The following is a 22,417-nucleotide window of genomic DNA, read 5'->3' on the forward strand; positions in this document are numbered from 1 at the left end:
CGATAAATACTATGGCAGTCACAAAAGCAAAATATTTTATAAGCGAAATGACCGATTGGAAAAGAACGATTGCCTTTCATATGGATGAAATAGCTGGATTGACAGGCAGGCTGGCCGAACTGATCCAACGAAACTCCATACCAAATCTGGCAGCCAAAGTGGAAAGGCAGCAGGATAAATTAAATGATATCTCGAAAAAAATTCATCGGCTGCAAATACAGTTACGACGGCAGGAGGCCGGACTTAAAAGGGACAGCGTCCTGCTTGATGATTCGCAGATTAAAACAGAGACAGAGAATTATCAAAAAGACCTCCGGCAAATACTGCATGATCTTGAAAAAGAATTCATCGACGTAAAAAATGATTGCCAAAGCTTTTTAGCCGGCATTTATAATAAATAGAATAACCATGGAAAATGCCAACCAGGCAATACCACTACTACCTGTTACTCCAAACCTGGCAGATTACGACACGATTGTTAATTCTTTCAATTGGGGGTCTGCCCGCAAAGGCCTGGATGGTTTGCCGGGGAAAAAAGGATTGAATATTGCGTATGAGGCAGTAGAGCGACATGCCAAAGGAAAGCTTAGCAACAACATCGCCCTTCGTTGCATACAAAAAGATAAAACTTCAAAAAACTTCACTTATAATGAGCTGAATAAACTTAGTTCCCGTTTTGCCAATTTGCTCACAACTCTAGGAGTGAAAAAAGGCGAACCTGTATTTGTACTGGCTGGCCGAATCCCGGAATTGTATATCGCCGCTTTAGGCACATTAAAAATCTCTGCAGTGTTTTGTCCGCTTTATTCCGTTTTTGGGCCTGAACCAGTGTACCAGCGATTGAGCAGGGGCGATGCAAAAGTGCTGGTTACAACAAAAGCCTTATTTGAAAAAAAAATAAGTCAACTGATGGATCGGTTGCCATCTCTCCAATTCGTTTTATTGGCTGATGAGGAATTACATATTTCTGATAAAGTTCTGTCGCTCCCCCGTTTAATGGAGGAAGCCTATGATGAGTTTTTCATTCCTCCGACTGATCCCGGCGACCCGGCCTTGCTGCATTTCACCAGTGGTACGACAGGTATGCCTAAAGGCGCATTGCATGTACATGGCGCCGTGCTGATGCATTATATCACCGGTAAATATGTGTTGGATTTTCATGAAGGAGATATTTTCTGGTGTACAGCTGATCCGGGTTGGGTTACAGGAACGTCCTATGGCATCATTGCTCCACTTGTTAATGGTGTTACCAATATTGTAGATGAAGAAGAGTTTGATGCAGCCCGGTGGTATTCTATTTTGGAAGAACAAAAAGTTAATGTGTGGTACACGGCTCCAACCGCTATCCGCAGGTTAATGCGGATGAATATGTTACCAAAAGAAAAATATAACCTTGAACACCTTCGGTTGATCTGTAGTGTAGGCGAGCCATTACATGCAGAGGCGGTAATATGGGGAGAGAAAATGTTTGGCATGCCCATACTGGATAACTGGTGGCAGACAGAAACGGGCGGCATTATGATCGCTAATTATACGATGATGAAAGTAAAGCCCGGCAGTATGGGTAAACCGTTGCCTGGCGTGGAAGCAGCAATAGCAGCCGTCACGGATACAGAATTAAAAATAATAACTGAGCCCGGCAAACAAGGCCACCTGGTATTGAAAAAAGGATGGCCTTCTATGTTCCGTGGTTACCTCCATGATGAAGAGCGATATAAAAAATGCTTTCGCGGTGATTGGTATGTCACCGGTGACCTGGCAAAAAAAGATGAAGAAGGCTATTATTGGTTTGTTGGAAGAGCGGATGATATTATCAAAACCTCCGGCCATATGGTGGGACCCTTTGAAGTGGAAAGTGTATTGATGGAACATGCCGCAGTAGCGGAAGCCGCGGTGATCGGCAAACCTGACCCTATGATCGGTGAATTGGTAAAAGCATTTGTGGTGCTGAAAACAGGACTTGTGCCCAATGAAAAACTACAATTGGATATTACCGGTCATGCAAGAAGAAAATTGGGGGCGGCTGTGGCACCAAAAGAAATTGCTTTCGTGGAAGGCCTTCCCAAAACAAAAAGTGGCAAAATATTAAGACGGTTATTAAAGGCAAGGGAGTTGGGATTGCCGGAGGGTGATATTTCAACGTTGGAAAATCCATAAAAATTGAAACATGCAACGGCATAAAAAATTGATAATTTACTTTGCCATGGCCTATTTTTTTTCATGGATTGTTTTTGTGCCGCTGGCACTAAACAAACATGGGTACATTTTTCTTTTCCCTCACGATGCAGAGCATGCCCGAACACTGGATGTATGGCATGCCATTGGCGGATTCGGACCCTTACTGAGTGCAATTGTCACCCTCTTTATATTTTACGGGCGAACCGGGCTCCGGAACTTTTTCAGATCTTATTCAATAAAAAAATTGACTTACATCGGTTGGTTACTAACCTTATCGCCGTTTATAATTTTTGGTATCGCCATACTGGCTGAGAAGTTGATCAGTGGTGAATGGTTAAGCCTGCCTGCATTTTTTCAAAAAAATGAATTGTTGAATACAGCTTATTTCCTGATGTGGTTTTTTCCGTTATTAAGTTATGGTTTTGGCGAAGAAGCTGGCTGGAGAGGATTTGCATTGCCTGAACTTCAGTCAAAACATACAGCGTTGTTTGCTACTTTTATTCTTACCCTTTTTTGGCTGGGCTGGCATATTCCTACTTTTTTTTACCGCTATCAATTATCCGGGGCCATGCTGGCTGGCTTTATATTGGGATTATTTGCAGGCGCTATCTGGATGACTTTTCTTTTTAATTACACAAGGGGGAGCCTGCTGGCTGTAAGTCTCTGGCATTTCACATTCAACTTCGTGTCCATGGTGGGTACAGAAGCAATAGTGGCTTCTACTATGAGCACTCTCATTATGGTGCTTGCTGTATTTGTAGTGATTAAGTATGGGACGAAAAATCTATCGCCCTTCCCGAAAACATCAATCGCATTTGGAAAAACACAAATCAGCATAACATGACCAGTCAACCTGAAATAAAATCTTTTGTGGATACGGATAAGAATACGCAATTATTCTATCAAATGAAACTGATCCGGCGATTCGAGGAGAAAAGTGCTGAGTTATACACCAAAGAAAAGATCCGTGGATTTCTTCATTTGTATGTTGGTGAAGAAGCAGTGGCGGTAGGGGTAATACAGGCGTTAAGTGCAGAGGACAATGTGCTCAGCACTTACCGTGAACATGGACATGCATTGGCAAGAGGCATTGATGCAGGAACTATCATGGCTGAAATGTATGGTAAACTGGAAGGCTGCAGTCGCGGCCGCGGTGGTTCTATGCATTTGTTTAATGCAAAGAAAAAATTTTATGGCGGCAACGCCATTGTTGCCGGGCATTTAGCTGTGTCGGTTGGCATGGCCCTGGCTTCCAAAAAGCAAAAGAAAAATAATCTCGCCTGTTGCTTTTTTGGCGAAGGTGCTGCCGCAGAAGGTGAATTTCATGAAGCGATGAACCTGGCTGCATTATGGAACGTACCGGTATTGTTTGTCTGTGAAAATAATTTGTATGCGATGGGTACTGCCATTCGTTATTCCCATTCTGTTGTAGAAATAGAAAAGAAAGGGCCGGCTTATGGAATAGAAACGAAGGTGGTGGATGGTATGGATGTTTTAACCGTTGAACAGGCAGCGAAAGATGCCGTTGATAAAATACGGGCAACAGGGAAACCATATTTCTTAGTGTGCAACACGTATCGTTTCCGGGCACATAGCATGTTTGATGCAGAACTCTACCGGGATAAAAGCGAAGTGGAAGAATGGAAGAAAAAGGACCCAATACCAAAACTACAGCAACTATTGCTGGATCAAAATGCAATCACACAAGCTGAAATTGATGAGCTGAATACTAAAGTGGAAGACGAAATACAAAGGGCAGTCGACTTTGCTGAAGCGGGAACCTGGGAAGAGGTAAAAGACCTTGAAAAATTTGTTTACAGCGAATCAAAATAAAAGAGATAATTCATGGCAACAATTGTACACTTTGATATCGGCGCCGATAATCCGGAAAGGGCAAAAAAATTTTATGAGGAATTGTTTGGCTGGAAAATTGGTACGATCCCTGGGTTTCCTGGCTATTATGAAATTGAAACAGCAGATTTAAACGGCAGGCAGGGTGTTGGCGGTGGGCTTACCAAAAGAGAGAACCCGCAACAAACAGGCATTACCAATTTTATCGGGGTTTCTTCCATTGATGAAACCTTGGCTAAACTTAATCAGCTTGGCGGGAAATTAATTCAATCAAAGCAACCTATTGCTGGCTATGGATACATTGCTGTATGCACCGATACGGAAAACAACCTGTTCGGTCTGTTCCAGGAGGCTAAGGAGGCAAAATAAGTTGAAATCTCAGATAGAATAAATTAACCTATATAACATCATAAAAAAGTAATTATGGAAAACATGAATTTTTGTCAAAGCTGCAGCATGCCGCTCGACAATCCCGAATTGTTCGGTACAGAAAAAGACGGCTCAAAGAGTCATGAATATTGTAAGTATTGCTACCAGGACGGGGCATTTGTCACTCCGGAAATGTCGCTTAAAGAAATGACATCTGTAGTGATCACCCAGATGGAAAAAAGAAATATAGACCCGAAAATAATTGACATGGCGGTCAGCAGTTTACCGCATCTGAAAAGATGGAGAACTAAAACGACTACGTCATGATGAACGCCAGCAAAGAAATTTATTTGCCAAAGCAGCGCCGGAGCTCTATCCTCATAAAAATGTAATTATGGAAACCAGGAATGGTCGTCAGAGTTGTAGTATGCCGTTGGACAATCCGGAATTATTGGGACCAGAAAAGGACGGTTCGCCAAGCACAGAAGATTGTAAATACTGCTATCAAAACGGTGAATTTACCCATCCCGGTTTAACACTCGATGAAATGAAAGATCGGATGACCAGGATAATGGATAAAGAAACTCTCCCGGAAGATATGTTGGAAGCTGCTATAAATAGGCTGCCGCATCTGAAAAGATGGAAAACTGAAACAGCACCGTCAGTATTTCAAGGATTAAAGTAAACTTTTTAAAAAGTTATGAAAAAGAAGAAAGTCATTTACCCGGTACTGATTTTTATTACAGTAATTATTGGTTTTATTCTGCTGTATAAAAAAGCCTTCGCCCATTGTGACACGATAAGCGGCCCGGTAGTTACCGCAGCAAAAAAAGCATTGGAGACAGGAAATATAAACCATGCGCTTATCTGGGTACAGGAAAAAGATGAAGCCGAAATAAAAGATGCTTTTCAAAAAACAAGGGCAGTGCGCAAGTTTGGATCAGATGCAAAGGAGCTTGCCGATAAAAATTTCTTTGAAACACTTGTACGCCTGCACCGGGCTGGTGAAGGAGCACCATATACCGGACTAAAACCCCCAGGACTTGATCTTGGACCGGCCATTCCTGCTGCTGATAAAGCCATCATCACCGGCAATACAAGGGAATTGGAAAAAATACTTGTCAAAAAAATGAATGAAGCACTTACTAAATATTTCAGCGAAGTGATGGAGAAAAAAAATTTTTCTATTGATGACGTGCAGGCAGGACGTGCTTATGTAAAAGCCTATGTGGAATATATCCATTTTGCTGAAGAAGTATACCAGTCGTCTGTTAGCCCCTTGCAGGGACATTTTGATGAACCAGTGTTTGCACCGGAAAATAAATAGACAACCGCTCTATGGAATACACTACATCCACATCACTGATTAAGGAACTGTCACAAGGCGGACAACCGAATACAGATTCTTATTCCGGAGACAAAGTTTATGGAATGAAGCTTTTGTATGAGATAATGCAGATCCGGCGATTTGAAGAGAAAAGTGCAGAGCTATACACTAAAGAAAAGATCCGTGGGTTTCTTCATTTGTACGTGGAAAATTAATTCAATCAAGCTACTTATCAACACAAAAATGTAATTATGGAAACCAGGAATTTTTGTCAAAGCTGCAGCATGCCGCTCGACAATCCCGAATTGTTAGGAACGGAGGAAGATAATTCGCCAAGCTTCGAATATTGTAAATACTGCTATCAAAATGGCGAATTCACCCATCCCGGCATAACACTCGATGAAATGAAGGAACGAATGACCAAAGCGTTGGATAAGGAAAAGTTGCCTGAAGATATGCTGGAAGCCGCAATAAGCAGGTTACCACATTTAAAAAGATGGCGCAGTAGTGTACATACAGACTGATTGTCTTTCTTCTCTTCAATGACCGGACGAATCGTTAAACGTACCCGGAGATTGAATGAAGTTATTCAACATATTTAATAATTAAACTAAAAATCATGGACGAAAATTCAACAGGCAAAAGAGATCAGCAATTGTGGTCCATTGCTAAAAAAAGAGCGGGTTTTAAATCGCATTTTTATACCTATATAACTGTAAACGCATTTCTATGGCTGATATGGCTGATTACTACACCCGCAGAAGATAGAACAGGTCAAACTCCATGGCCGGTATGGCCCTTAATGGGCTGGGGCATTGGCCTGGCCATGCATTTTGTATTTACCTATATCATTAAATATGATGAGAAGGAAGCAATACAGAAAGAATACGAAAAGTTGATCAAAGAGAAACATTGAGCAAGCAGGAGATTGACTAAAGAAAGAATGGTTGAATGAATAGTAGTGGCGTCATAAAACTCAGTTACCGCGAAGCTTTGAAGCAAGCTATCCGCGAAGCATTGCAGAAAGATGAAAGAGTTTTTCTGATGGGTGAGGACGTGGGCCGTTATGGAGGCGCATTTGCGGTAAGCAAAGGTTTGCTGCAGGAATTTGGTCCCGATCGTATCATGGATGTGCCCTTGTCGGAATCAGGATTTGTTGGTGCAGGCATTGGCGCTGCACTTAATGGTATGCGGCCCATTGTGGAACTAATGACGGTAAACTTTAGTTTGCTGGCCATGGACCAGGTGGTAAACAATGCAGCCACTTTATTGCACATGTCGGGCGGGCAATTGAATGTGCCAATTGTTATAAGAATGAGTTGTGGCATCGGAAGGCAACTGGCCGCACAGCATTCGCATAGTTGGGAGCCCTTGTATGCACATATTCCCGGATTGAAAGTTTTATCGGCAGGTACCCATGAAGATGCAAGGGGTATGTTGCTGACTGCATTGCAGGACCCGGACCCGGTCATCATCTTTGAATATACTTTCCTGTTAAACAAAGAAGTTGAAATTCCATCTCAAACGGGGGCGGTTAATATCACACAAGCCAGGGTCAGACGTGAAGGAAAAGATATTTCCATTATTACTTACGGAGCAGGAGTATATAAGGCATTGGATGCCGCTGCAACATTAGCTACCTTGGGCATAGATGCGGAAGTAGTTGATCTGAGAGTATTGCGTCCGCTGGATGAGAACACCATATTTAATTCAGTAAAGAAAACACACCGGGCATTGCTGGTAGAAGAAGCATGGGGCTCTGTTAATGTATCTTCGGAAGTAAGTGCCAGGATCATGGAAAATGTTTTTTATGAACTGGATGCACCAGTGCAGCGGCTGGGTGGCGTGGAAGTGCCTATCCCCTACCCTAAACATCTCGAAGATGCATCCATCCCGCAAACTATTGACATCATTAATAAGGTAAAGAAAATGTTACAGCATGCTTAAGTTTCAGATGCCCAGCCTTGGCGCGGATATGGAAGCCGGCACACTGAACGAATGGCTGGTAAAACCCGGTGATAAAGTAAAGCGGGGTGATATCATTGCTGTAGTAGATACCCAGAAAGGGTTAATAGATATCGAAGTTTTCGATGAAGGGACCATCAGCGAGTTGCTGATCGAAGAAAATGAAAAAGTTCCTGTGGGAACTGTTATGGCATTGATTGAAGATGGTAAAGAAATAACGAAAAAAAAAGAAGAAGTTCCTGTAAAGATTACAGGAGAAGAAAAAATAGTTGAAAAAATATCAGTTGCTGAAATTCCGCATGGAATAAAAGCATCGCCATTAGCAAAAAGAATAGCGGCTGAAAAAGGAATTGATTTAACTACATTAAAAGGGACGGGTGAAGATGACGCCATTACCAAAGAAGATGTGGAGAAAGCCATCGTAGAAAAAATGGCGCCTAAAGAAGAAAAGAAAATTGCTGCTTCAGAAAGTATCCGCATGGCCGTGGCGGCAGCCATGAGCAAGTCAACCCGCGAAATACCGCACTACTACCTTGAAACAAAAGTGGATATGAGTAAGGCATTGGCCTGGCTTACTGAGGCAAATAAACAACGAACAGCAAAACAACGATTGCTGCCTGTAGTGTTATTGATTAAAGCTGTTGCCAAAGCATTAACGGATGTACCCGATTTGAACGGCTATTGGGAAAATAGTTTGCAACGAAAAGCGGACATTAATATTGGATTTGTTGTTTCATTGCGTTCCGGCGGCGTTATGATACCGGCCATTCATAATGCCGATAAAAAATCAATTGACGAGCTAATGGCTGCATTGAATGACATTATTCCAAGAGCAAGAGCCATGAAGTTGAGAAGTTCTGAATTAAGCGAATCTACAATTACAGTTACCAATTTAGGTGAAGGCAACGTGGAAATAGTCTATGGAGTAATTTATCCGCCACAGGTGGCCCTGGTAGGTTTTGGCAGCATCACCGAACAACCGTGGGCAGAAAGTGGTATGCTTGATGTAAGGCCGGTGCTGAACATTACTTTATCGGCTGATCACCGGGCAACAGACGGAGCGACAGGCAGTCGTTTTTTAGTACTGATAAAAAATTACCTGCAAAAACCGGAATTGCTTTGATTGATAAAATCATTTCATGAATCTATAACAGAAACTATGCTATTACCATTTAAACCGGGAAAAGAAAGAAGTGCGAAACGCAGGGAATGGATTGTGCTGGCCGGTGATGCAGGTGCAACCAAAACAAACCTGTCAATTTTCAAATGGAAAAATAATACTGCATCCGTTTTACACGAGGCAAAATATGATTCCCCTGATTATAAAAATATTATCGAATTGACTGACGACTTTATAAAAGGATTTCCGGCGCCGGACATAATTTGTTTTGGTGTTGCAGGCCCCGTGTTAAATGGCCATGCAAAATTTTCCAACATAAACTGGGAAATAGATAGCGCTGAAATAGCGGGTCATTTTGGAATACCGGCAGTACACGTTATCAACGATCTTGAAGCCACTGCCTATGGCCTGGCGATGCTTACAGAAAAGGATGTAACGGTAATACACAAAGGCGACGAAAATGCCGCCGGCAATGTTGCGATCATAGCACCCGGAACAGGTTTGGGCGAAGCGGGGCTTTACTGGGATGGAAAGGTTTACCATCCATTTGCTACAGAAGGCGGACATTGTGATTTTGCGGCCCGTACCCAATTCGACTTTGAGCTATACAGTTACCTGCAGGAAAAATTTGGACATGTGAGTTGGGAACGATTGGTTTGTGGCCCGGGTATTTTGAATATTTACCACTTTCTGCGTGACATAGAGAAACGGGAAGAACCGGAATGGCTGAAGGAGAAAATCAATACCGGCGATGCAGCCGCTACCATTAGCCGGTATGTTAATGAAAGTGCGATTTGCAACGAAACGTTGCAGCTGTTTGTCCGCTACCTGGCCTCCGAATCCGCTAACCTTGTTTTGAAATACAAAGCGACGGGAGGATTGTTTATAGCCGGCGGTATCGTTCCGCAAATTGTTCCCTTGCTGGAAAATTATGTTTTCTATTCTTCATTTCAGCAAAGCGGCCGGTTGAACTACCTGCTGGAAAAAGTCCCCGTAAAAATTATATTGAATACAAAAGCCCCTTTGCTGGGAGTCGCTTACTATGCCTGCAACAATTAATACAATGACCGAAGCTGAAATTAAACAAACAATACTCCAGCTATTAAAAAAAATAGCTCCTGACACGGAACCGGAAAAATTAAAGCCGGATGATGATATAAGGCGTACACTTGAAATAGACTCTTTTGACGCATTGCAATTTGTTGTCGCACTGGACGAACAGTTCGGCATTGAAACACCGGAAGCGGATTATGGAAAGATTGCCACGCTGGAAAACCTGGTTTCATATATAATGCAGATAAAGAAATGAAACAGGTCACCATAAACGGCCAGGTTCACTCTTTTGAAGAAGGACAAACGATACTGGATATATTGAGAAACACCGGTACCGAAGTACCTGCTCTCTGCTATGATGAACGCCTGCATCCTTCATCCGTTTGCCGTTTATGTCTTGTCAAAATAAAAGGCAGCAACCGCCTGCAGCCCTCCTGCCGCACTTTGCTTGACGTCAACATGGAAATAGAAACGCATAGCCCGGAAATTGAAAATTACCGCAAAGGAATATTGCAAATGCTGGCGAAAGATTATCCCCTGCCTGAAGTATTCAGTCAACCAAAAAGAGAATTTCACCAATGGCTCCAGCATTATGGTATAACAAATGAGATGGGAAGTCATGTTTCTGCCATTGATGCCTCTCATCCCTACCTGCAGATTGATATGTCTCGCTGCATTAATTGTTTCCGCTGCGTACACATCTGTGATAAACTGCAGGGGCAGTTTGTATGGCATATCATCAACCGTGGCGATGAAACAAAAATTATTTCTGACTCAAAAGATCTGTTTAACCATAGTTCCTGTGTCAGTTGCGGAGCCTGTGCCGATACATGCCCTACCGGCGCCATTGAAGACAAAAATGTTATCAAATATGGAATGCCGGATAAAATAGTTAAATCAGTATGTGCTTATTGCGGTGTCGGCTGCGAAATTGAAGTGGGAATAAAAAATGAAAGAATCATTGGCATCAACCCCGTCAAAGATGCACCGGTTAACAAAGGCCATCTCTGCGTGAAGGGCCGCTATGCATGGGAATACAATTATGCAGATGACAGGATAACCGAACCCATGATAAAAAATGCCGGCCAATGGCAAACAGTTTCCTGGGAAGAAGCAATTACATATTGTGCACAAAAACTAAGATCGCTTATACAGCAGCACGGCCCGGATAGCATAGGAATTATCGGGTCGGCAAGAGCTACCAACGAAGACAATTACCTGGCGCAAAAATTTGCAAGAACTGTTATCGGTACCAACAATGTTGACAACTGTGCACGGGTTTGTCACCAGCCTACCGCCAAAGCCATGAGCATGACGCTGGGAACCGGCGCCGCTACCAATTCATTTGATGATATAGAAAAAGCAAAAACTATTTTAATCGCAGGCGCAAATACAACAGAGAGTCATCCCGTAATCGGCGCCAGGATAAAACAAATGCTTTTAAAAGGAACAAACCTGATCCTCATTGATCCTCGAAAAACTGAACTGGCGGATTATGCCAGTTATCACCTTCAGCTAAAAGCCGGCACCAATATTCCATTACTGAATGCCATGGCAAATGTTATCATAGACGAAAAATTGTATGATACCGCATTTATCAATAACAGAACGGAAGGCTGGGAATTATTCAAAAAAAGGATTAGCGAATGGACGCCTGAAAGATCAGCAAAGATTTGCCAGGTGCATCCACGCCTTATACGTGAAGCAGCAAGATTGTATGCTGCGCAATCTCCTTCTATGTGTTTTCATGGACTTGGTTTAACAGAACATACACAGGGCACTGAAAATGTTATTGCACTGGTAACCCTTGCACTTCTTACGGGTAATATGGGAGTTCCCGGTTCCGGGATTAATCCATTGCGTGGCCAGAATAATGTACAGGGAGCGGCGGCAATGGGATGCGATCCTTCCGTATATACCGGTATGGCATCCGTAAGAAAGGAGCGGCAGCGATTTGAAACGTTATGGAAAACAAATCTGCCGGCTGGTAAAGGTTTAAACTTACCCGAAATGCTGGATGCTGCAGCCGGCGACAACTTAAAAGCCATGTGGATCATCGGTTATGATGTATTCTTTACCATGCCCGATGCAAAACATAGTAAGAATGCATTTAATAAACTGGATTTTCTTATCGTGCAGGATATGTTTATGAATGAAACGGCAAAAAATTTTGCCGATGTTTTTTTACCGGCTGCTTCTTCATTTGAGAAAGAAGGAACTTTTATGAATGCAGAGAGAAGAATACAAAAAATAAGCAAGACAACTGCGCCGCCATCAAATGCCAAAACAGATTGGGAGATCGTTTGCCTCATGGCTGCTGCCATGGGTCGTAAAGATTTGTTCAGTTACTCAACTGCAGAAGATATCTGGAATGAAATAAGAAAAGCATGGACCACAGTATATGGAATTACGTATGACCGCCTGGAAACCGGGGGCATACAATGGCCATGCCCGTCACCTGATCATCCGGGCACATCCATCCTGCATACATCAGGCTTTCCGCTTGAAGGCGGCAAGGCAAAGCTGATTTCCGTAGATTTCAAACCCACTGCTGAAAAAACGTCGGCAGCGTTTCCTTTTATACTGGTAACCGGCCGGGAGCTTTATCATTTTAATGCAGGTAATATGACATACAGGACAGCCAATAAAGATATTTGTCATTCAGACCTGCTTCACCTGAATCCCGATGACGCAATGGCTATCGGCTTGCAATCCGGAGATATAGCCAGGATCAGCAGCCGGTATGGAGAAACCTCATTGCCGGTAGTTATAGATCCCGCAATAAAAAAAGGTGAAGCTTTCAGCACATTTAATAACAAAGATATTTTCATAAACAAAATAACCAACCCGCTGAGGGATAGTTATACGCAAACGCCGGAATATAAGGTTACGGCAGTGAGAATCGAAAAGATCAATACTTAAGATCATTACTTGGTTGACGCCAAAACAGAATCTGCCATATCAGCGCCTGCTTTAATAACGAAATTCTCCCAGGGTATTGATGACCGTCATAAATTTCCCTTTCGGGCATAACTATTTTCATTTTTCTGATATTGTGTGTCTTTAGTTAAATGTATATGAAAAAAGTTGTTGTCGATTCGTTGATATGAATAGTGATTTTGTCATTCGGATTTTAGGTAAAATGTCGGCGATAAATCTGATTAATATCAGTCCCGGCGATGACGCTGATTAGCTGAAAGAGATTTTGTGCCGGGAAATATTTTGTTTATGATCATATTAAGGAGTATGAGGCCTGGTTAAAAAAAACCTATTTGTCTTTTGTTGATAAAAACAACTATAAAAACTGACGACAATCAGTTACTTTATTGGCCTGCGTCCTTTTTTTAGTTTTACCTCGCAGGCTATTTTTATGTTGACCTTTAAAGCTACGGTGTCATCAAATTCAAAACATCTAAAAGATCAGCATCATGAAACAGCATACACCAAAACAGGAGATCCTTCTCTTAACCGACTCATCATTTGCACAAAGAGATTTATGCGAAAATAATTCAGTTGAAGATAACGCCGGAAAAGGGCTCAGCCCAATAGAAAGGCTGGAAGAAGCTTGCTGGAATGGCTTACTTGATGAATTTATAAACAATACGCCTGCACGCAGCAATAATGGAAATAAATTATTTCTTTGGAAAATGCATGTTGCCGATGCATTCCTGTGTGTTGAATTGTCCCGGGCGCCCTCTGCCATAGATCACTTTCATTCACTCGATCCCTATTTGTTTCTGTCGTTAAAGAATTATAATTAGGTAGACCGCAATTTTCATTAGCAATAACAATCTGTAGCGGATATATAATAATTGTCAAAACTGGCCATGCCAGGTCTCATAGTATTCTTCTCGAAGAAATAATTGATGCTTATCATGACAGCTGGTAATTGCTATCATTGATAGTAGTAAAACCAGGGAATAACTTTAAAATGTATTTTACTCTAAAGCCTTATATATGATCAGGACACTCCCTTTCAATGACCATGTAGCCGAGTACGAAGAATGGTTTGAAAAATATCCTTTTGTATTTCAAAGTGAAGTGGAAGCTATACGTAATTTTTTGCCGGCCGGTAATAATATCCGTGGTATTGAAATCGCTTTGGGTACCGGCCGTTTCTCCAAAGAGTTGGGAATAAAAGAAGGAATAGAGCCTGCGTTCAATATGCGGGCACTGGCCCTAAAACGGGGAATAGATGTAATGTCGGCAGAAGCAGAACATCTGCCATATAAGGATCTGAGCTTTGACTTTGTACTGATGGCTTTTTGCATCAGCTATTTTGAAAGTTTACCGAAAGTGTTTAAAGAAGCCCACAGGGTTTTAAAGAACCGCGGTTCATTGATTGTGGGTTTTGTTGACAAGGATAGCACAATTGGAAAATTTTATGAGCAACGCAAACCAAAAAGTATTTTTTACAAACAGGCTACCTTCTATAGTACAAAAAAAATTGCTGAGCAATTAAATAAAACAGGATTTAAAACCCCGGAATTCGCACAGACACTTTTTCATGCATTGGATGATACTAAAGAATTCGAACCTGCAAAATCAGGCTATGGCGAGGGCTCATTTATCGTTATCAAGGCAATAAAATAGCTAACAACAGAAGCCTTAATTAATTTGATACTAATGCATATTCAGTAAACAGAGCAGCAGACAAAAAATCTGGTCTTATAAATTATAAATGACTATCCCAACACTGGCAAACACAAGCGCCGGCTTACGATCGGTTTAACGTTTGCAAATAATCTTCCATTAGCCGGAGATATTTTTTGGTGGCTGCCAAAGCTTTTTCTTTGTCGGTATTGTTTACGGCACTTCTCGCCCGGAGGCTATTGACCTTTGCCCGTATGTTTGCCCGGTAGCTTTTATAATAAACAAAAAGCTGCCCTTCTTCAACCGTTGTTATTGTCGGAAAAAACTGATTATAGTATTTGATAAATAACTCTGACAGATCCTTTCTTTCAAATGCATCCAGGTCCATACAAAGAAATGCGACCTCATTTAACACATCAATTTGCCGGATATCATCATTGAATTCTATACAGTCGAATGGCTGGGGAGAAGGCAATAAAAAAATATTCCTGGAATGCAGATCTCCATGACAATCCCTGAAGAATCCGGCGTTAAGCCTGCCGGCAAGCAATCCTTTATTCCTTGCAATAAACAAATCTGACAGATCTATGGCATGACTGATTATGCTATGACAGTTGCTATCCGGTTGCTCAGCCAGGAATTCTTTTTCGGCTTCCAGGTCATTGAACTTTTCCTGTATGTCCAGGAAATTCTTTTTAAAAATAATTTCTGTTCGTTGGTGAAAGAGAGCTATTTTCTCAGCGAGGTTTTTTATATCTGAATGGGTGACCTTATTCTCCAATAATAGCCGGTCCATTTGTTTGTCCCTGTCTTGTTTATACATCCTGACTGCATAATCAATTATAGCTCCTTTTTTGCCACCGATAATAAGTTTATCCTGCCATACATAAATTGGCTGCACATTGATGTATATATTATCGGTGAGTCTGCGGTTTAGTTCAACTTCCCTTTCGCAAAAATGTTTTCGCAACTCAGGGGTAGAAAAATCGAGGAAGGAAAAATGAACGGGCTTTTTAATTTTATATACGAATTGATCACATACAATCACCCATGAAATGTGTGTTTCAATTAATTCCCGCTCATGAGTTATTTCCGGAAATTCTCCTTTTAATACCAGGCTATTTATTTGCTCTTTTGTCATCTTCCTGTTTCAGATATTCTGCAGCCTTTTGCAACATACTATCAATATTTTCATCAGTTGATTTTAGCAACAGACGTGGTTCGTTCAACGGCTCCCATTGACTACGTATTAATTTATATACTTCAAAATCCGCCTCACTATAAGTTCTTTCCTTTTTCAATCGCTGCCTGATTAAATTTTCATCTGCTGTTACTTCAATAAAACAAATGCGGTCCTTTTTTTTCATTTCCTGTATAAATGGTTTTCTCGTTTCATCGTTATGAAATGTTGCATCCAGCACCAGGCTCCTGTTTTGCCTGACAGCTTCCTTCATTTTTCCCAGCATGGCATTGTACACTGCCGCTTTTTCCTGTTCTGAATAAGTCCTTACCTGAAACATTTCTTTTCTCAGCCGGTCACTGTTTACATAATCCGCCCCCATCATTTTTGCAAGTCTTGCAGCAAAATAACTTTTACCCGATCCTGGTAAACCTAAAACCATTATAATCATATCAAAGACGTCTTTTACTCTTAAACATTTAATTATTATATCCGGAAGATCATAAAAATTATAGTTAATAATACACCGGAACTTCCTCTTTAAAGATGATTTCCGGCAATGGAATGTATGATTCAGATTATCTTTATAATTCTTATTATCCTGTGCATTCAGCCCCTTTGAAATTTGCAGCTTCTCATTTACTAAACAACTGATACATGTTTTCTTTAACTATTAGTGGAAATTACACTGATCTGTATGAGATAACAATGGGCGAAGCGTATTTCCTGGAAAAAAGAACAGATACCCGGGCTTGTTTTGATTATTTTTTCCGGAAAATACCTTACCAGGGTGGATATGTTTTGTTTGCAGGGCTGCATGAGCTGCTGCAAATATTGGAAGACCTCCATTTTACTGATAATGATATTGCTTTTCTGAGAACGCTGAAATTCCATCCCTCCTATCTTGACTTTTTAAAACGGTTCCGGTTCCGCGGCGCTGTGCACTCCGTTATGGAAGGAGAAATTATTTTTCCCAATTGCCCGGTTTTGCGGATTGAAGGAAATCAGGTTGAAGCGCAGTTAGTGGAAACACTGCTGCTCAATATTCTGAATTTTGAATCGCTGATAGCCACCAAAGCTTCCCGTATGCGCTATGTAGCAGGCAACCGTGTCCTAAGTGATTTCGGTTTACGCCGGGCACAAGGCCCAGGTGCAGTTCTTGCTGCAAGGGCAGCGATAGCAGGAGGATTTAACAGTACAAGCAATGTGTATGCCGCATCATTATATGGTTTGGAGACTTCCGGAACGATGGCGCATTCTTTTATAGAGAGTTTTGCCTCCGAAATAGAGGGTTTCCGTGCATTTGCAAGATCACGGCCGCATAATTGTATTTTTTTGGTGGATACTTATGATACATTGCAAAGTGGGGTGCCCAATGCAATCACAGTTGCAAAAGAAATGGAGAAAGAAGGATACCGTGCACTGGGCATACGGCTCGATAGTGGTGATCTTGCATGGCTATCAAAAGCAGCCCGGCAAATGCTGGATGAAGCTGGGTTATCATACATGAAGATTGTTGCCTCAAACCAGTTGGATGAATTTGTGATAAAAAGTGTATTGGAACAAAATGCACCCATTGATATTTTTGGCGTTGGCACCAAACTCGTAACGGGCTATCCGGATGGGGCATTGGATGGTGTTTATAAATTATCAATGGTGGACGGAAAACCAAGACTTAAATTATCTGAAACTATTCAAAAGATAACTTTGCCAGGCATAAAGCAGGTGCTGAGGTTAATGGATGAAAATGGACAATTTTTTGGCGCCGATGCAGTAGCATTGACGGAAGAAGACAATATAACTACAATATACCATCCTTTTGAAACAGGAAAGTCGCTCAACATCGGGCATTTCAACCAGGAGCCGCTTTTACAAAAGGTAATGGACAACGGGAAACGGTTATCACCTTCACCCACCCTGGCAAGTATTGCTGCTTATGCACAAACAAGATTAGCCCTTTTACCGGACGAATATAAGCGGTTTGAAAACCCGCATATTTACAAAGTTGGAATCAGTAAAAAACTGCTTGAACTAAAAAATAACCTGGCGGCACGTTATCATAAGCCGGTGCAACAATGAAAGCACTTATATTGGTAGATATACAGAATGATTTTTTGCCGGGTGGTAAACTGGCTGTACCGGAAGGAGATAAAATCATTTCGGTAGTGAATGAACTGCAGCAACGTTTCGATCTCGTAATCGCAACACAAGACTGGCATCCGCCCGATCACAAAAGTTTTGCATCCATGCATCCGGGTGCAAAACCTTTTGATATTATAAATCTTAATGGATTGCAACAAACATTATGGCCGGATCATTGTGTACAGGGGAGCTTCGGTGCCGATTTTCCTGTTACGCTTAATATGAACAGAACAGAAACTATTTTCCGGAAAGGCACTGATTCGGAAATAGATAGTTATAGCGGCTTTTATGACAACAGGCACCTCAAATCCACTGGCCTTGCCGGTTATCTTCGTGATAAGAACGTAAAAGAAATATACATTTCCGGCTTGGCAGGTGAGATATGTGTGTTGAATACGGCAATGGATGGCCTCGGCCAAAAGTTTACAACGTTAATTATTGAAGATGCTACCCGTCCCTTAAGCCCTGAAAATTTCAAAAAGGCAATGAAAGATTTCACCGAAAAAGGCGGAAGATTAATCCAAAGCAATGAAGTATAAGAACGACTGAATTTTTATAAATACCGTTCAATATAATAACTGCGTTATGCATACAGGAATAAAACTAAGAAGCAAAATATGAATGTCGCAGACCCTAATAGGGTATCAAAACGATCCAGCATACCGCCGTGACCCGGCAAAATGGTTCCTGAATCTTTAATGTGCAGGCTTCTTTTCATCAGGGATTTAATCAAATCTCCAAATGTGCCTGTAACAGTTATGATCAGGGCTATTATTATCCAGTTTATAAAATTAAGGCTTGTAAAAAAATAGGAAGTAGTATATGCAACTAACAAAGCGCAAAACATCCCGCCCAGGCTTCCTTCCCAGGTTTTCCCGGGAGAAATGCGTTCAAATAAATGATGTCTCCCGAAATATTTTCCAATTAAAAAAGCTCCTGAATCACTTGCCCATAAAATGAAAAAGTATCCAAGAACAATTTCATAATTATAAACGGCTTCTCTTATTGGCAAAAATGCAATACTGGTAAAAAAACACAGGGGAATAGTTATGCAAATGATGCCGGTGAAGATAAAGGCCAGGTTGTGAAATGGAGTCTGTGATTTTAAATACAATTCCCTGATAAAAATGCCAAAAGCAAGAGGAATATTTATCAGCAAAATTTTCCAATCACTCCTGTTCGTAATAAATAGTGCAAAAGTAATAACCAGGCACAGAGATAACATAATACCTGTTACCTGGCGCAGTGAACCAGTATAAGAATGGAATAAATGATAAAATTCGTGCAAAGCAAGCAGGTTAATCGTCAACGTCAACAAAATAAAGCTAATACTGCCCCCCCTTATTGCCGACGTAATAATTATTATCAATAGGGCGCCGGTCAATATCCGTTTTGTTAAATTGTTCATATTAAAAAGCAATGAAGAATGGATTGGCCAGGTTAGGTTTATTGTAAATGATCTCTGATTTTAAATCTGCATGATATACACCCCTGTTGCAAGCATTCAGGATGGCATGAGCGGCAGCCGTATCCCACTCCATTGTTTTTCCTAACCGCGGATAAATATCGGCCTGCCCTTCAAGAAGCATCATAAACTTAAGTGCACTGCCGGCTGGCAAAAGGTTGACATTTTTAAACTGTTCAACAAAGTCCTTTGTTTCTGGCGAAAGATGGGATCGGGAGACTGCGATGGTTATTTGTTCTTTTTGCAGGATATCATGATACAGGGTCCTTTTGAATAGTGGTGGAATATTGATCAGTCTTCCCTTTTCTTTTTTATAGACTCCACCTTCCTGTGAGCCATAATAAAGAATGTCCATCTCGGGAGCATATACCACTCCGGCCACCGGCCTGTTTTGATACATCAATGCAATGTTTACCGTAAACTCACCATTTTTATTAATAAATTCCTTTGTTCCGTCAAGTGGGTCAATCAACCAGAAATATTCCCAGCTTTTTCTGTCATCGTACGCTATGTTTCTTCCTTCCTCAGAAAGCAAAGGCAAGTTCGTTCCGCCCAGGCATTTAGTAATCACCCGGTGAGCATTTTGGTCTGCTATTGTCAATGGAGAGCTATCCTCCTTTGTAGTTGATAAGAACACACCGGAACTATATACTTCCATAATCGTTCTGCCCGCTTCAACAGCTGCAGATTGCGCTATATCTAAATATTGTTTTACAATTGACATCACCTGACTTTTAACACGATTGCCGGCTTTAGATTTGGCTTACGGGTTTACTGGTATACTTTTTGGCCAACAGCAAATAAGCGTTCGCCTTTTTGAGCCATTTGGGATCAGATGCATAACCGGTTTCTGTTATATGCCTCGCTACAAGATACGCCCGGAGAAATGCTTTTTTCGCTTTATAAAAATAAATCAGGGGATCCGGGATTGAATCGCCGTTCATGTTTTTATGACAATCAAAAAATAACTTTCCCGTAGTTAAGTCTCCCATCACCTCGCATTCAATATCAAGAAAGGATAGCTCTTCTGCAACATCCATTATTCTTAACTCCTGGCTGAACTCCAAAGCGTCAATGATCGCCGGCCGGGGAACAAGGCAAATATGCTCCGGCTTCAGGTCGCCATGCGCTTCAATGATCTTTCCTTTGGCTATTCTTTCCTGGAAAAGAAGTGGGTGATCATGGAGAAACCCCACGAGGCTGTTACGGATCATTTCACTCAATGCAACCGGGACACAATAAAGAGGTTCAAGTAATGCTATATAGGTTGAAACAATTTCGTCCTCCAATTTTTTTTTGTATGGATCCGTCTCAATAAAAATACCCGGCTGATGATGATAGAATTCAGCCAGCAAATTGCCTGCTGCTTTTATTAGTGATTCATCTGTCTTTTGATGCCTTATCGCATGATCCAAAAAGTTTTCTTCAGGAATGCGCTTCATTTTAACGAGCCATTCAACTACCCGTCCCTTTCCTTCAAGCTGCAATTTTCCCTGCTCGTTCAATACTAATGCTACAACACCGTAATATATATCTCGGGCCAACCGCTTGTTAAGCCTGACTTCCTCCCTGCAATTTTTAAATCTTGCTTCCAAACTGCGAAAGTCAAGAAACCGGTATGCAACAGGTTTTTTAATCTTATACACCATATTGCCTGCAAGAAATATCCACGACATATGAGTTTCCTTTACTTCTACTTCGGCAACAGGATGAGGATATACTGCAGGCTGTTTGAGAAAAGAAATTTTGTCTGCATCAGAGAGATCGCTTGCAGCACGGGGTTTTATAGATTTACTAGTTGACATTAACAGGAACTGATTTAATCTGCAAGAAGATCACTAACAGAACCGCCTTCATTGATCCGCCGAATGGCGCTGGCAAAAGAGGGAGCAACATTTATTACCGTAACTTTTTCTTTTATCATTGTATTTTCAAGTTTGAAAGCGGGAATTGTATTGGTAATAAAAATTTGCTCCAATGCCTTTTCTTCCAATTTTTCTGCGGCCGCTCCGGTAAAAATTCCATGAGTTGCCACCGCCTTTATTTTATTGGCGCCGTTTATTTGGCAAGCTTTGGCCGCACGGGCTAAAGTTCCGCCTGTACTTATCAAATCATCTACAATAATGACTGTTCTATTGCTCACGTCTCCCGAAATTTTTTCTCCCCAAACTTCTCCGCTGCTTCTGTATTTTTCCATAAACACAACAGGCAAATCCCGCTTCAGCCGCTTGCCTAATGTTTGCTGAAACTGCTCTGCCCTTTTGATTCCGCCAAAATCAGGTGACATAATAACGACCTCTTCATTTTCTACAACTGGCATTAGATAATCTGCGAAAAATTTTCTTGCCTCAAGGTTTTCCGTCGGTACTCTAAATGCATTCTGAAAAGCCTGTACATTGTGTACATCCATTGTAATGATTGAATCTGCTCCCGATGCTTCAAACAGGCGGGCAACATACCTGGTTGTTACAGGATCCCTCGGTTTTGTCTTACGGTCTTTACGGGCATAACATAAATATGGGACGACGACGATTACTTTTTTTGCAGATGCATCTTTTAATGATCCTATAAAAAACAGCAAGCGGCAGAGTTTATCGTTTACACTTTCCTTCGTGTCGCTGTACAGGGAATGTATTACAAAAACCTCCTCGTTGCGTACATTTTCCAAAGACCTGATTTTATGCTCGCCATCTTCAAATTCCCTTTCCTCATGTAAGCTCAGCGATAAACCGAGTTCTCCTGCAACTGATTTTCCAAAGTCCCGGCTGCTGTTCAGGGCAAACAATTTCATTGATGAATATTTATAAGTTTTCAACAATCATCGCTGGTCTTCTAATTCTTCTTTATATCGCCTCAGTTGACGCTCCAGGTCATGAATTACTTTATCAAGCGCCATTTCGAAAGTTTCATCTTTTTCACTTGCAAATAATATTTCTTTCGGCACTTCCATTTTTGCTTCAACAAAAAGAATTTTTCTGAATATCACTATTTTCTTTTTTCAGTATCACATTCGCAATGGTTGATGCGGTCATAACTCTTTCCGGGATGTTCAAACTTGCTGCATATAAGATTGACACGTTCTTCGTCGGGTTCAAAATGGGGCGACTCTATTTGTAACTGCATAAATCTATTTTAAAATGAAAGTTGAAGAAACTGTATTCCTCACTAGAAATT

At 41.3% G+C, this 22,417-nt stretch carries 28 protein-coding genes; 20 read left to right on the plus strand and 8 right to left on the minus strand.

What is annotated here, in order from left to right; all coding sequences use genetic code 11:
* The first annotated feature begins 11 nt into the window (after positions 1–11).
* The 18 genes from ACFEL9_RS19020 (at position 12) to ACFEL9_RS19105 (ending at position 14,456) form a co-directional block, all read left to right on the plus strand.
* Positions 12–401 carry a hypothetical protein gene (locus ACFEL9_RS19020; protein WP_385893573.1) on the plus strand — a complete coding sequence of 130 codons (390 nt, stop codon included), beginning with the start codon at positions 12–14 and terminating at the stop codon, positions 399–401.
* A 7-nt stretch (positions 402–408) separates the two neighbouring features.
* The gene (acsA, locus tag ACFEL9_RS19025; RefSeq protein WP_385893575.1) at positions 409–2,157 is read left to right on the plus strand and encodes an acetate--CoA ligase; all 1,749 of its coding nucleotides are present in this window, start codon (positions 409–411) and stop codon (positions 2,155–2,157) included.
* Positions 2,158–2,167: 10 nt separating this feature from the next.
* Positions 2,168–3,022, plus strand: coding sequence for a CPBP family intramembrane glutamic endopeptidase (locus tag ACFEL9_RS19030; protein ID WP_385893577.1), 855 nt, complete (start codon positions 2,168–2,170; stop codon positions 3,020–3,022).
* On the plus strand, positions 3,019–4,011 hold the full coding sequence (pdhA, locus tag ACFEL9_RS19035) for a pyruvate dehydrogenase (acetyl-transferring) E1 component subunit alpha (RefSeq protein WP_385893579.1): 993 nt from the start codon (positions 3,019–3,021) through the stop codon (positions 4,009–4,011). The genes ACFEL9_RS19030 and pdhA overlap by 4 nt, the downstream gene beginning before the upstream one ends.
* Positions 4,012–4,023: 12 nt before the next feature.
* Positions 4,024–4,398, plus strand: coding sequence for a VOC family protein (locus ACFEL9_RS19040; RefSeq protein WP_385893581.1), 375 nt, complete (start codon positions 4,024–4,026; stop codon positions 4,396–4,398).
* Between the two features lie 54 nt (positions 4,399–4,452).
* On the plus strand, positions 4,453–4,725 hold the full coding sequence (locus tag ACFEL9_RS19045; protein WP_385893583.1) for a zinc ribbon domain-containing protein: 273 nt from the start codon (positions 4,453–4,455) through the stop codon (positions 4,723–4,725).
* 67 nt (positions 4,726–4,792) lie between these two features.
* Positions 4,793–5,083, plus strand: coding sequence for a zinc ribbon domain-containing protein (locus ACFEL9_RS19050; RefSeq protein ID WP_385893584.1), 291 nt, complete (start codon positions 4,793–4,795; stop codon positions 5,081–5,083).
* Positions 5,084–5,098: 15 nt separating this feature from the next.
* On the plus strand, positions 5,099–5,725 hold the full coding sequence (locus tag ACFEL9_RS19055; protein ID WP_385893586.1) for a DUF6448 family protein: 627 nt from the start codon (positions 5,099–5,101) through the stop codon (positions 5,723–5,725).
* Between the two features lie 11 nt (positions 5,726–5,736).
* The gene (locus ACFEL9_RS19060; RefSeq protein ID WP_385893587.1) at positions 5,737–5,940 is read left to right on the plus strand and encodes a hypothetical protein; all 204 of its coding nucleotides are present in this window, start codon (positions 5,737–5,739) and stop codon (positions 5,938–5,940) included.
* A gap of 36 nt (positions 5,941–5,976) precedes the next feature.
* Complete coding sequence (locus tag ACFEL9_RS19065) at positions 5,977–6,249, plus strand: zinc ribbon domain-containing protein (RefSeq protein ID WP_385893589.1); 273 nt, start codon at positions 5,977–5,979, stop codon at positions 6,247–6,249.
* A gap of 95 nt (positions 6,250–6,344) precedes the next feature.
* Complete coding sequence (locus ACFEL9_RS19070) at positions 6,345–6,641, plus strand: 2TM domain-containing protein (RefSeq protein ID WP_385893591.1); 297 nt, start codon at positions 6,345–6,347, stop codon at positions 6,639–6,641.
* Positions 6,642–6,676: 35 nt separating this feature from the next.
* Complete coding sequence (locus ACFEL9_RS19075; RefSeq protein WP_385893593.1) at positions 6,677–7,672, plus strand: alpha-ketoacid dehydrogenase subunit beta; 996 nt, start codon at positions 6,677–6,679, stop codon at positions 7,670–7,672.
* Entirely contained in the window at positions 7,665–8,813 is a 1,149-nt protein-coding gene (locus ACFEL9_RS19080) for a dihydrolipoamide acetyltransferase family protein (protein ID WP_385893595.1), read from the plus strand. The genes ACFEL9_RS19075 and ACFEL9_RS19080 overlap by 8 nt, the downstream gene beginning before the upstream one ends.
* 36 nt (positions 8,814–8,849) lie before the next feature.
* Positions 8,850–9,869, plus strand: coding sequence for a glucokinase (locus ACFEL9_RS19085; RefSeq protein WP_385893597.1), 1,020 nt, complete (start codon positions 8,850–8,852; stop codon positions 9,867–9,869).
* A gap of 4 nt (positions 9,870–9,873) precedes the next feature.
* Positions 9,874–10,119 carry an acyl carrier protein gene (locus ACFEL9_RS19090; RefSeq protein WP_385893599.1) on the plus strand — a complete coding sequence of 82 codons (246 nt, stop codon included), beginning with the start codon at positions 9,874–9,876 and terminating at the stop codon, positions 10,117–10,119.
* On the plus strand, positions 10,116–12,785 hold the full coding sequence (fdhF, locus tag ACFEL9_RS19095) for a formate dehydrogenase subunit alpha (protein WP_385893601.1): 2,670 nt from the start codon (positions 10,116–10,118) through the stop codon (positions 12,783–12,785). The genes ACFEL9_RS19090 and fdhF overlap by 4 nt, the downstream gene beginning before the upstream one ends.
* 506 nt (positions 12,786–13,291) lie before the next feature.
* Positions 13,292–13,624: a hypothetical protein gene (locus ACFEL9_RS19100; RefSeq protein WP_385893603.1), complete on the plus strand. Its 333-nt coding sequence runs from the start codon at positions 13,292–13,294 to the stop codon at positions 13,622–13,624.
* 196 nt (positions 13,625–13,820) lie between these two features.
* Positions 13,821–14,456 carry a class I SAM-dependent methyltransferase gene (locus tag ACFEL9_RS19105; RefSeq protein ID WP_385893605.1) on the plus strand — a complete coding sequence of 212 codons (636 nt, stop codon included), beginning with the start codon at positions 13,821–13,823 and terminating at the stop codon, positions 14,454–14,456.
* A 124-nt stretch (positions 14,457–14,580) separates the two neighbouring features.
* Here ACFEL9_RS19105 and ACFEL9_RS19110 read toward each other — a convergent pair whose 3' ends face one another.
* On the minus strand, positions 14,581–15,597 hold the full coding sequence (locus tag ACFEL9_RS19110) for a hypothetical protein (RefSeq protein ID WP_385893607.1): 1,017 nt from the start codon (positions 15,595–15,597) through the stop codon (positions 14,581–14,583).
* Positions 15,575–16,087, minus strand: coding sequence for a P-loop nucleotide/nucleoside kinase family protein (locus ACFEL9_RS19115; protein WP_385893609.1), 513 nt, complete (start codon positions 16,085–16,087; stop codon positions 15,575–15,577). The genes ACFEL9_RS19110 and ACFEL9_RS19115 overlap by 23 nt, the downstream gene beginning before the upstream one ends.
* A gap of 206 nt (positions 16,088–16,293) precedes the next feature.
* Here ACFEL9_RS19115 and ACFEL9_RS19120 point away from each other — a divergent pair, with 206 nt between their 5' ends.
* Positions 16,294–17,715: a nicotinate phosphoribosyltransferase gene (locus tag ACFEL9_RS19120; RefSeq protein WP_385893611.1), complete on the plus strand. Its 1,422-nt coding sequence runs from the start codon at positions 16,294–16,296 to the stop codon at positions 17,713–17,715.
* Positions 17,712–18,317, plus strand: a complete 606-nt coding sequence (pncA, locus tag ACFEL9_RS19125) for a bifunctional nicotinamidase/pyrazinamidase (protein WP_385893613.1) — start codon at positions 17,712–17,714, stop codon at positions 18,315–18,317. Before ACFEL9_RS19120 ends, pncA begins: the two co-directional genes overlap by 4 nt.
* Positions 18,318–18,361: 44 nt before the next feature.
* Here the strand turns inward: pncA and ACFEL9_RS19130 are convergent, their stop codons facing one another.
* Genes ACFEL9_RS19130 through ACFEL9_RS19155 form a run of 6 tightly spaced genes read right to left on the minus strand, consistent with a single transcriptional unit; the run spans position 18,362 to position 22,366 of the window.
* Positions 18,362–19,186 (minus strand): phosphatidate cytidylyltransferase, encoded by an 825-nt coding sequence (locus ACFEL9_RS19130; protein WP_385893615.1) that lies wholly within the window; start codon positions 19,184–19,186, stop codon positions 18,362–18,364.
* A gap of 1 nt (position 19,187) precedes the next feature.
* Positions 19,188–19,967: a 3'(2'),5'-bisphosphate nucleotidase CysQ gene (cysQ, locus tag ACFEL9_RS19135; protein ID WP_385893617.1), complete on the minus strand. Its 780-nt coding sequence runs from the start codon at positions 19,965–19,967 to the stop codon at positions 19,188–19,190.
* Positions 19,968–19,995: 28 nt separating this feature from the next.
* The gene (locus ACFEL9_RS19140; protein WP_385893619.1) at positions 19,996–21,048 is read right to left on the minus strand and encodes a hypothetical protein; all 1,053 of its coding nucleotides are present in this window, start codon (positions 21,046–21,048) and stop codon (positions 19,996–19,998) included.
* A gap of 14 nt (positions 21,049–21,062) precedes the next feature.
* Positions 21,063–22,034: a ribose-phosphate diphosphokinase gene (locus ACFEL9_RS19145; protein ID WP_385893621.1), complete on the minus strand. Its 972-nt coding sequence runs from the start codon at positions 22,032–22,034 to the stop codon at positions 21,063–21,065.
* Positions 22,035–22,061: 27 nt separating this feature from the next.
* Positions 22,062–22,229 (minus strand): HPF/RaiA family ribosome-associated protein, encoded by a 168-nt coding sequence (locus ACFEL9_RS19150; RefSeq protein ID WP_385893623.1) that lies wholly within the window; start codon positions 22,227–22,229, stop codon positions 22,062–22,064.
* On the minus strand, positions 22,229–22,366 hold the full coding sequence (locus ACFEL9_RS19155) for a hypothetical protein (RefSeq protein WP_385893625.1): 138 nt from the start codon (positions 22,364–22,366) through the stop codon (positions 22,229–22,231). The genes ACFEL9_RS19150 and ACFEL9_RS19155 overlap by 1 nt, the downstream gene beginning before the upstream one ends.
* Positions 22,367–22,417: the final 51 nt, after the last annotated feature.

The organism is Terrimonas alba, assembly GCF_042434975.1.
Classification (GTDB): Bacteria; Bacteroidota; Bacteroidia; order Chitinophagales; family Chitinophagaceae; genus Terrimonas_B; species Terrimonas_B alba.

What these genes read in the sequence shown, in the direction of transcription:
- ACFEL9_RS19020 (WP_385893573.1), top strand. Translation starts at nt 12, where the DNA reads ATGGCAGTCACAAAAGCAAAATATTTTATAAGCGAAATGACCGATTGG.
- acsA (WP_385893575.1), top strand. Translation starts at nt 409, where the DNA reads ATGGAAAATGCCAACCAGGCAATACCACTACTACCTGTTACTCCAAAC.
- ACFEL9_RS19030 (WP_385893577.1), top strand. Translation starts at nt 2,168, where the DNA reads ATGCAACGGCATAAAAAATTGATAATTTACTTTGCCATGGCCTATTTT.
- pdhA (WP_385893579.1), top strand. Translation starts at nt 3,019, where the DNA reads ATGACCAGTCAACCTGAAATAAAATCTTTTGTGGATACGGATAAGAAT.
- ACFEL9_RS19040 (WP_385893581.1), top strand. Translation starts at nt 4,024, where the DNA reads ATGGCAACAATTGTACACTTTGATATCGGCGCCGATAATCCGGAAAGG.
- ACFEL9_RS19045 (WP_385893583.1), top strand. Translation starts at nt 4,453, where the DNA reads ATGGAAAACATGAATTTTTGTCAAAGCTGCAGCATGCCGCTCGACAAT.
- ACFEL9_RS19050 (WP_385893584.1), top strand. Translation starts at nt 4,793, where the DNA reads ATGGAAACCAGGAATGGTCGTCAGAGTTGTAGTATGCCGTTGGACAAT.
- ACFEL9_RS19055 (WP_385893586.1), top strand. Translation starts at nt 5,099, where the DNA reads ATGAAAAAGAAGAAAGTCATTTACCCGGTACTGATTTTTATTACAGTA.
- ACFEL9_RS19060 (WP_385893587.1), top strand. Translation starts at nt 5,737, where the DNA reads ATGGAATACACTACATCCACATCACTGATTAAGGAACTGTCACAAGGC.
- ACFEL9_RS19065 (WP_385893589.1), top strand. Translation starts at nt 5,977, where the DNA reads ATGGAAACCAGGAATTTTTGTCAAAGCTGCAGCATGCCGCTCGACAAT.
- ACFEL9_RS19070 (WP_385893591.1), top strand. Translation starts at nt 6,345, where the DNA reads ATGGACGAAAATTCAACAGGCAAAAGAGATCAGCAATTGTGGTCCATT.
- ACFEL9_RS19075 (WP_385893593.1), top strand. Translation starts at nt 6,677, where the DNA reads ATGAATAGTAGTGGCGTCATAAAACTCAGTTACCGCGAAGCTTTGAAG.
- ACFEL9_RS19080 (WP_385893595.1), top strand. Translation starts at nt 7,665, where the DNA reads ATGCTTAAGTTTCAGATGCCCAGCCTTGGCGCGGATATGGAAGCCGGC.
- ACFEL9_RS19085 (WP_385893597.1), top strand. Translation starts at nt 8,850, where the DNA reads ATGCTATTACCATTTAAACCGGGAAAAGAAAGAAGTGCGAAACGCAGG.
- ACFEL9_RS19090 (WP_385893599.1), top strand. Translation starts at nt 9,874, where the DNA reads ATGACCGAAGCTGAAATTAAACAAACAATACTCCAGCTATTAAAAAAA.
- fdhF (WP_385893601.1), top strand. Translation starts at nt 10,116, where the DNA reads ATGAAACAGGTCACCATAAACGGCCAGGTTCACTCTTTTGAAGAAGGA.
- ACFEL9_RS19100 (WP_385893603.1), top strand. Translation starts at nt 13,292, where the DNA reads ATGAAACAGCATACACCAAAACAGGAGATCCTTCTCTTAACCGACTCA.
- ACFEL9_RS19105 (WP_385893605.1), top strand. Translation starts at nt 13,821, where the DNA reads ATGATCAGGACACTCCCTTTCAATGACCATGTAGCCGAGTACGAAGAA.
- ACFEL9_RS19110 (WP_385893607.1), bottom strand. Translation starts at nt 15,597, where the DNA reads ATGACAAAAGAGCAAATAAATAGCCTGGTATTAAAAGGAGAATTTCCG.
- ACFEL9_RS19115 (WP_385893609.1), bottom strand. Translation starts at nt 16,087, where the DNA reads ATGATTATAATGGTTTTAGGTTTACCAGGATCGGGTAAAAGTTATTTT.
- ACFEL9_RS19120 (WP_385893611.1), top strand. Translation starts at nt 16,294, where the DNA reads ATGTTTTCTTTAACTATTAGTGGAAATTACACTGATCTGTATGAGATA.
- pncA (WP_385893613.1), top strand. Translation starts at nt 17,712, where the DNA reads ATGAAAGCACTTATATTGGTAGATATACAGAATGATTTTTTGCCGGGT.
- ACFEL9_RS19130 (WP_385893615.1), bottom strand. Translation starts at nt 19,186, where the DNA reads ATGAACAATTTAACAAAACGGATATTGACCGGCGCCCTATTGATAATA.
- cysQ (WP_385893617.1), bottom strand. Translation starts at nt 19,967, where the DNA reads ATGTCAATTGTAAAACAATATTTAGATATAGCGCAATCTGCAGCTGTT.
- ACFEL9_RS19140 (WP_385893619.1), bottom strand. Translation starts at nt 21,048, where the DNA reads ATGTCAACTAGTAAATCTATAAAACCCCGTGCTGCAAGCGATCTCTCT.
- ACFEL9_RS19145 (WP_385893621.1), bottom strand. Translation starts at nt 22,034, where the DNA reads ATGAAATTGTTTGCCCTGAACAGCAGCCGGGACTTTGGAAAATCAGTT.
- ACFEL9_RS19155 (WP_385893625.1), bottom strand. Translation starts at nt 22,366, where the DNA reads ATGCAGTTACAAATAGAGTCGCCCCATTTTGAACCCGACGAAGAACGT.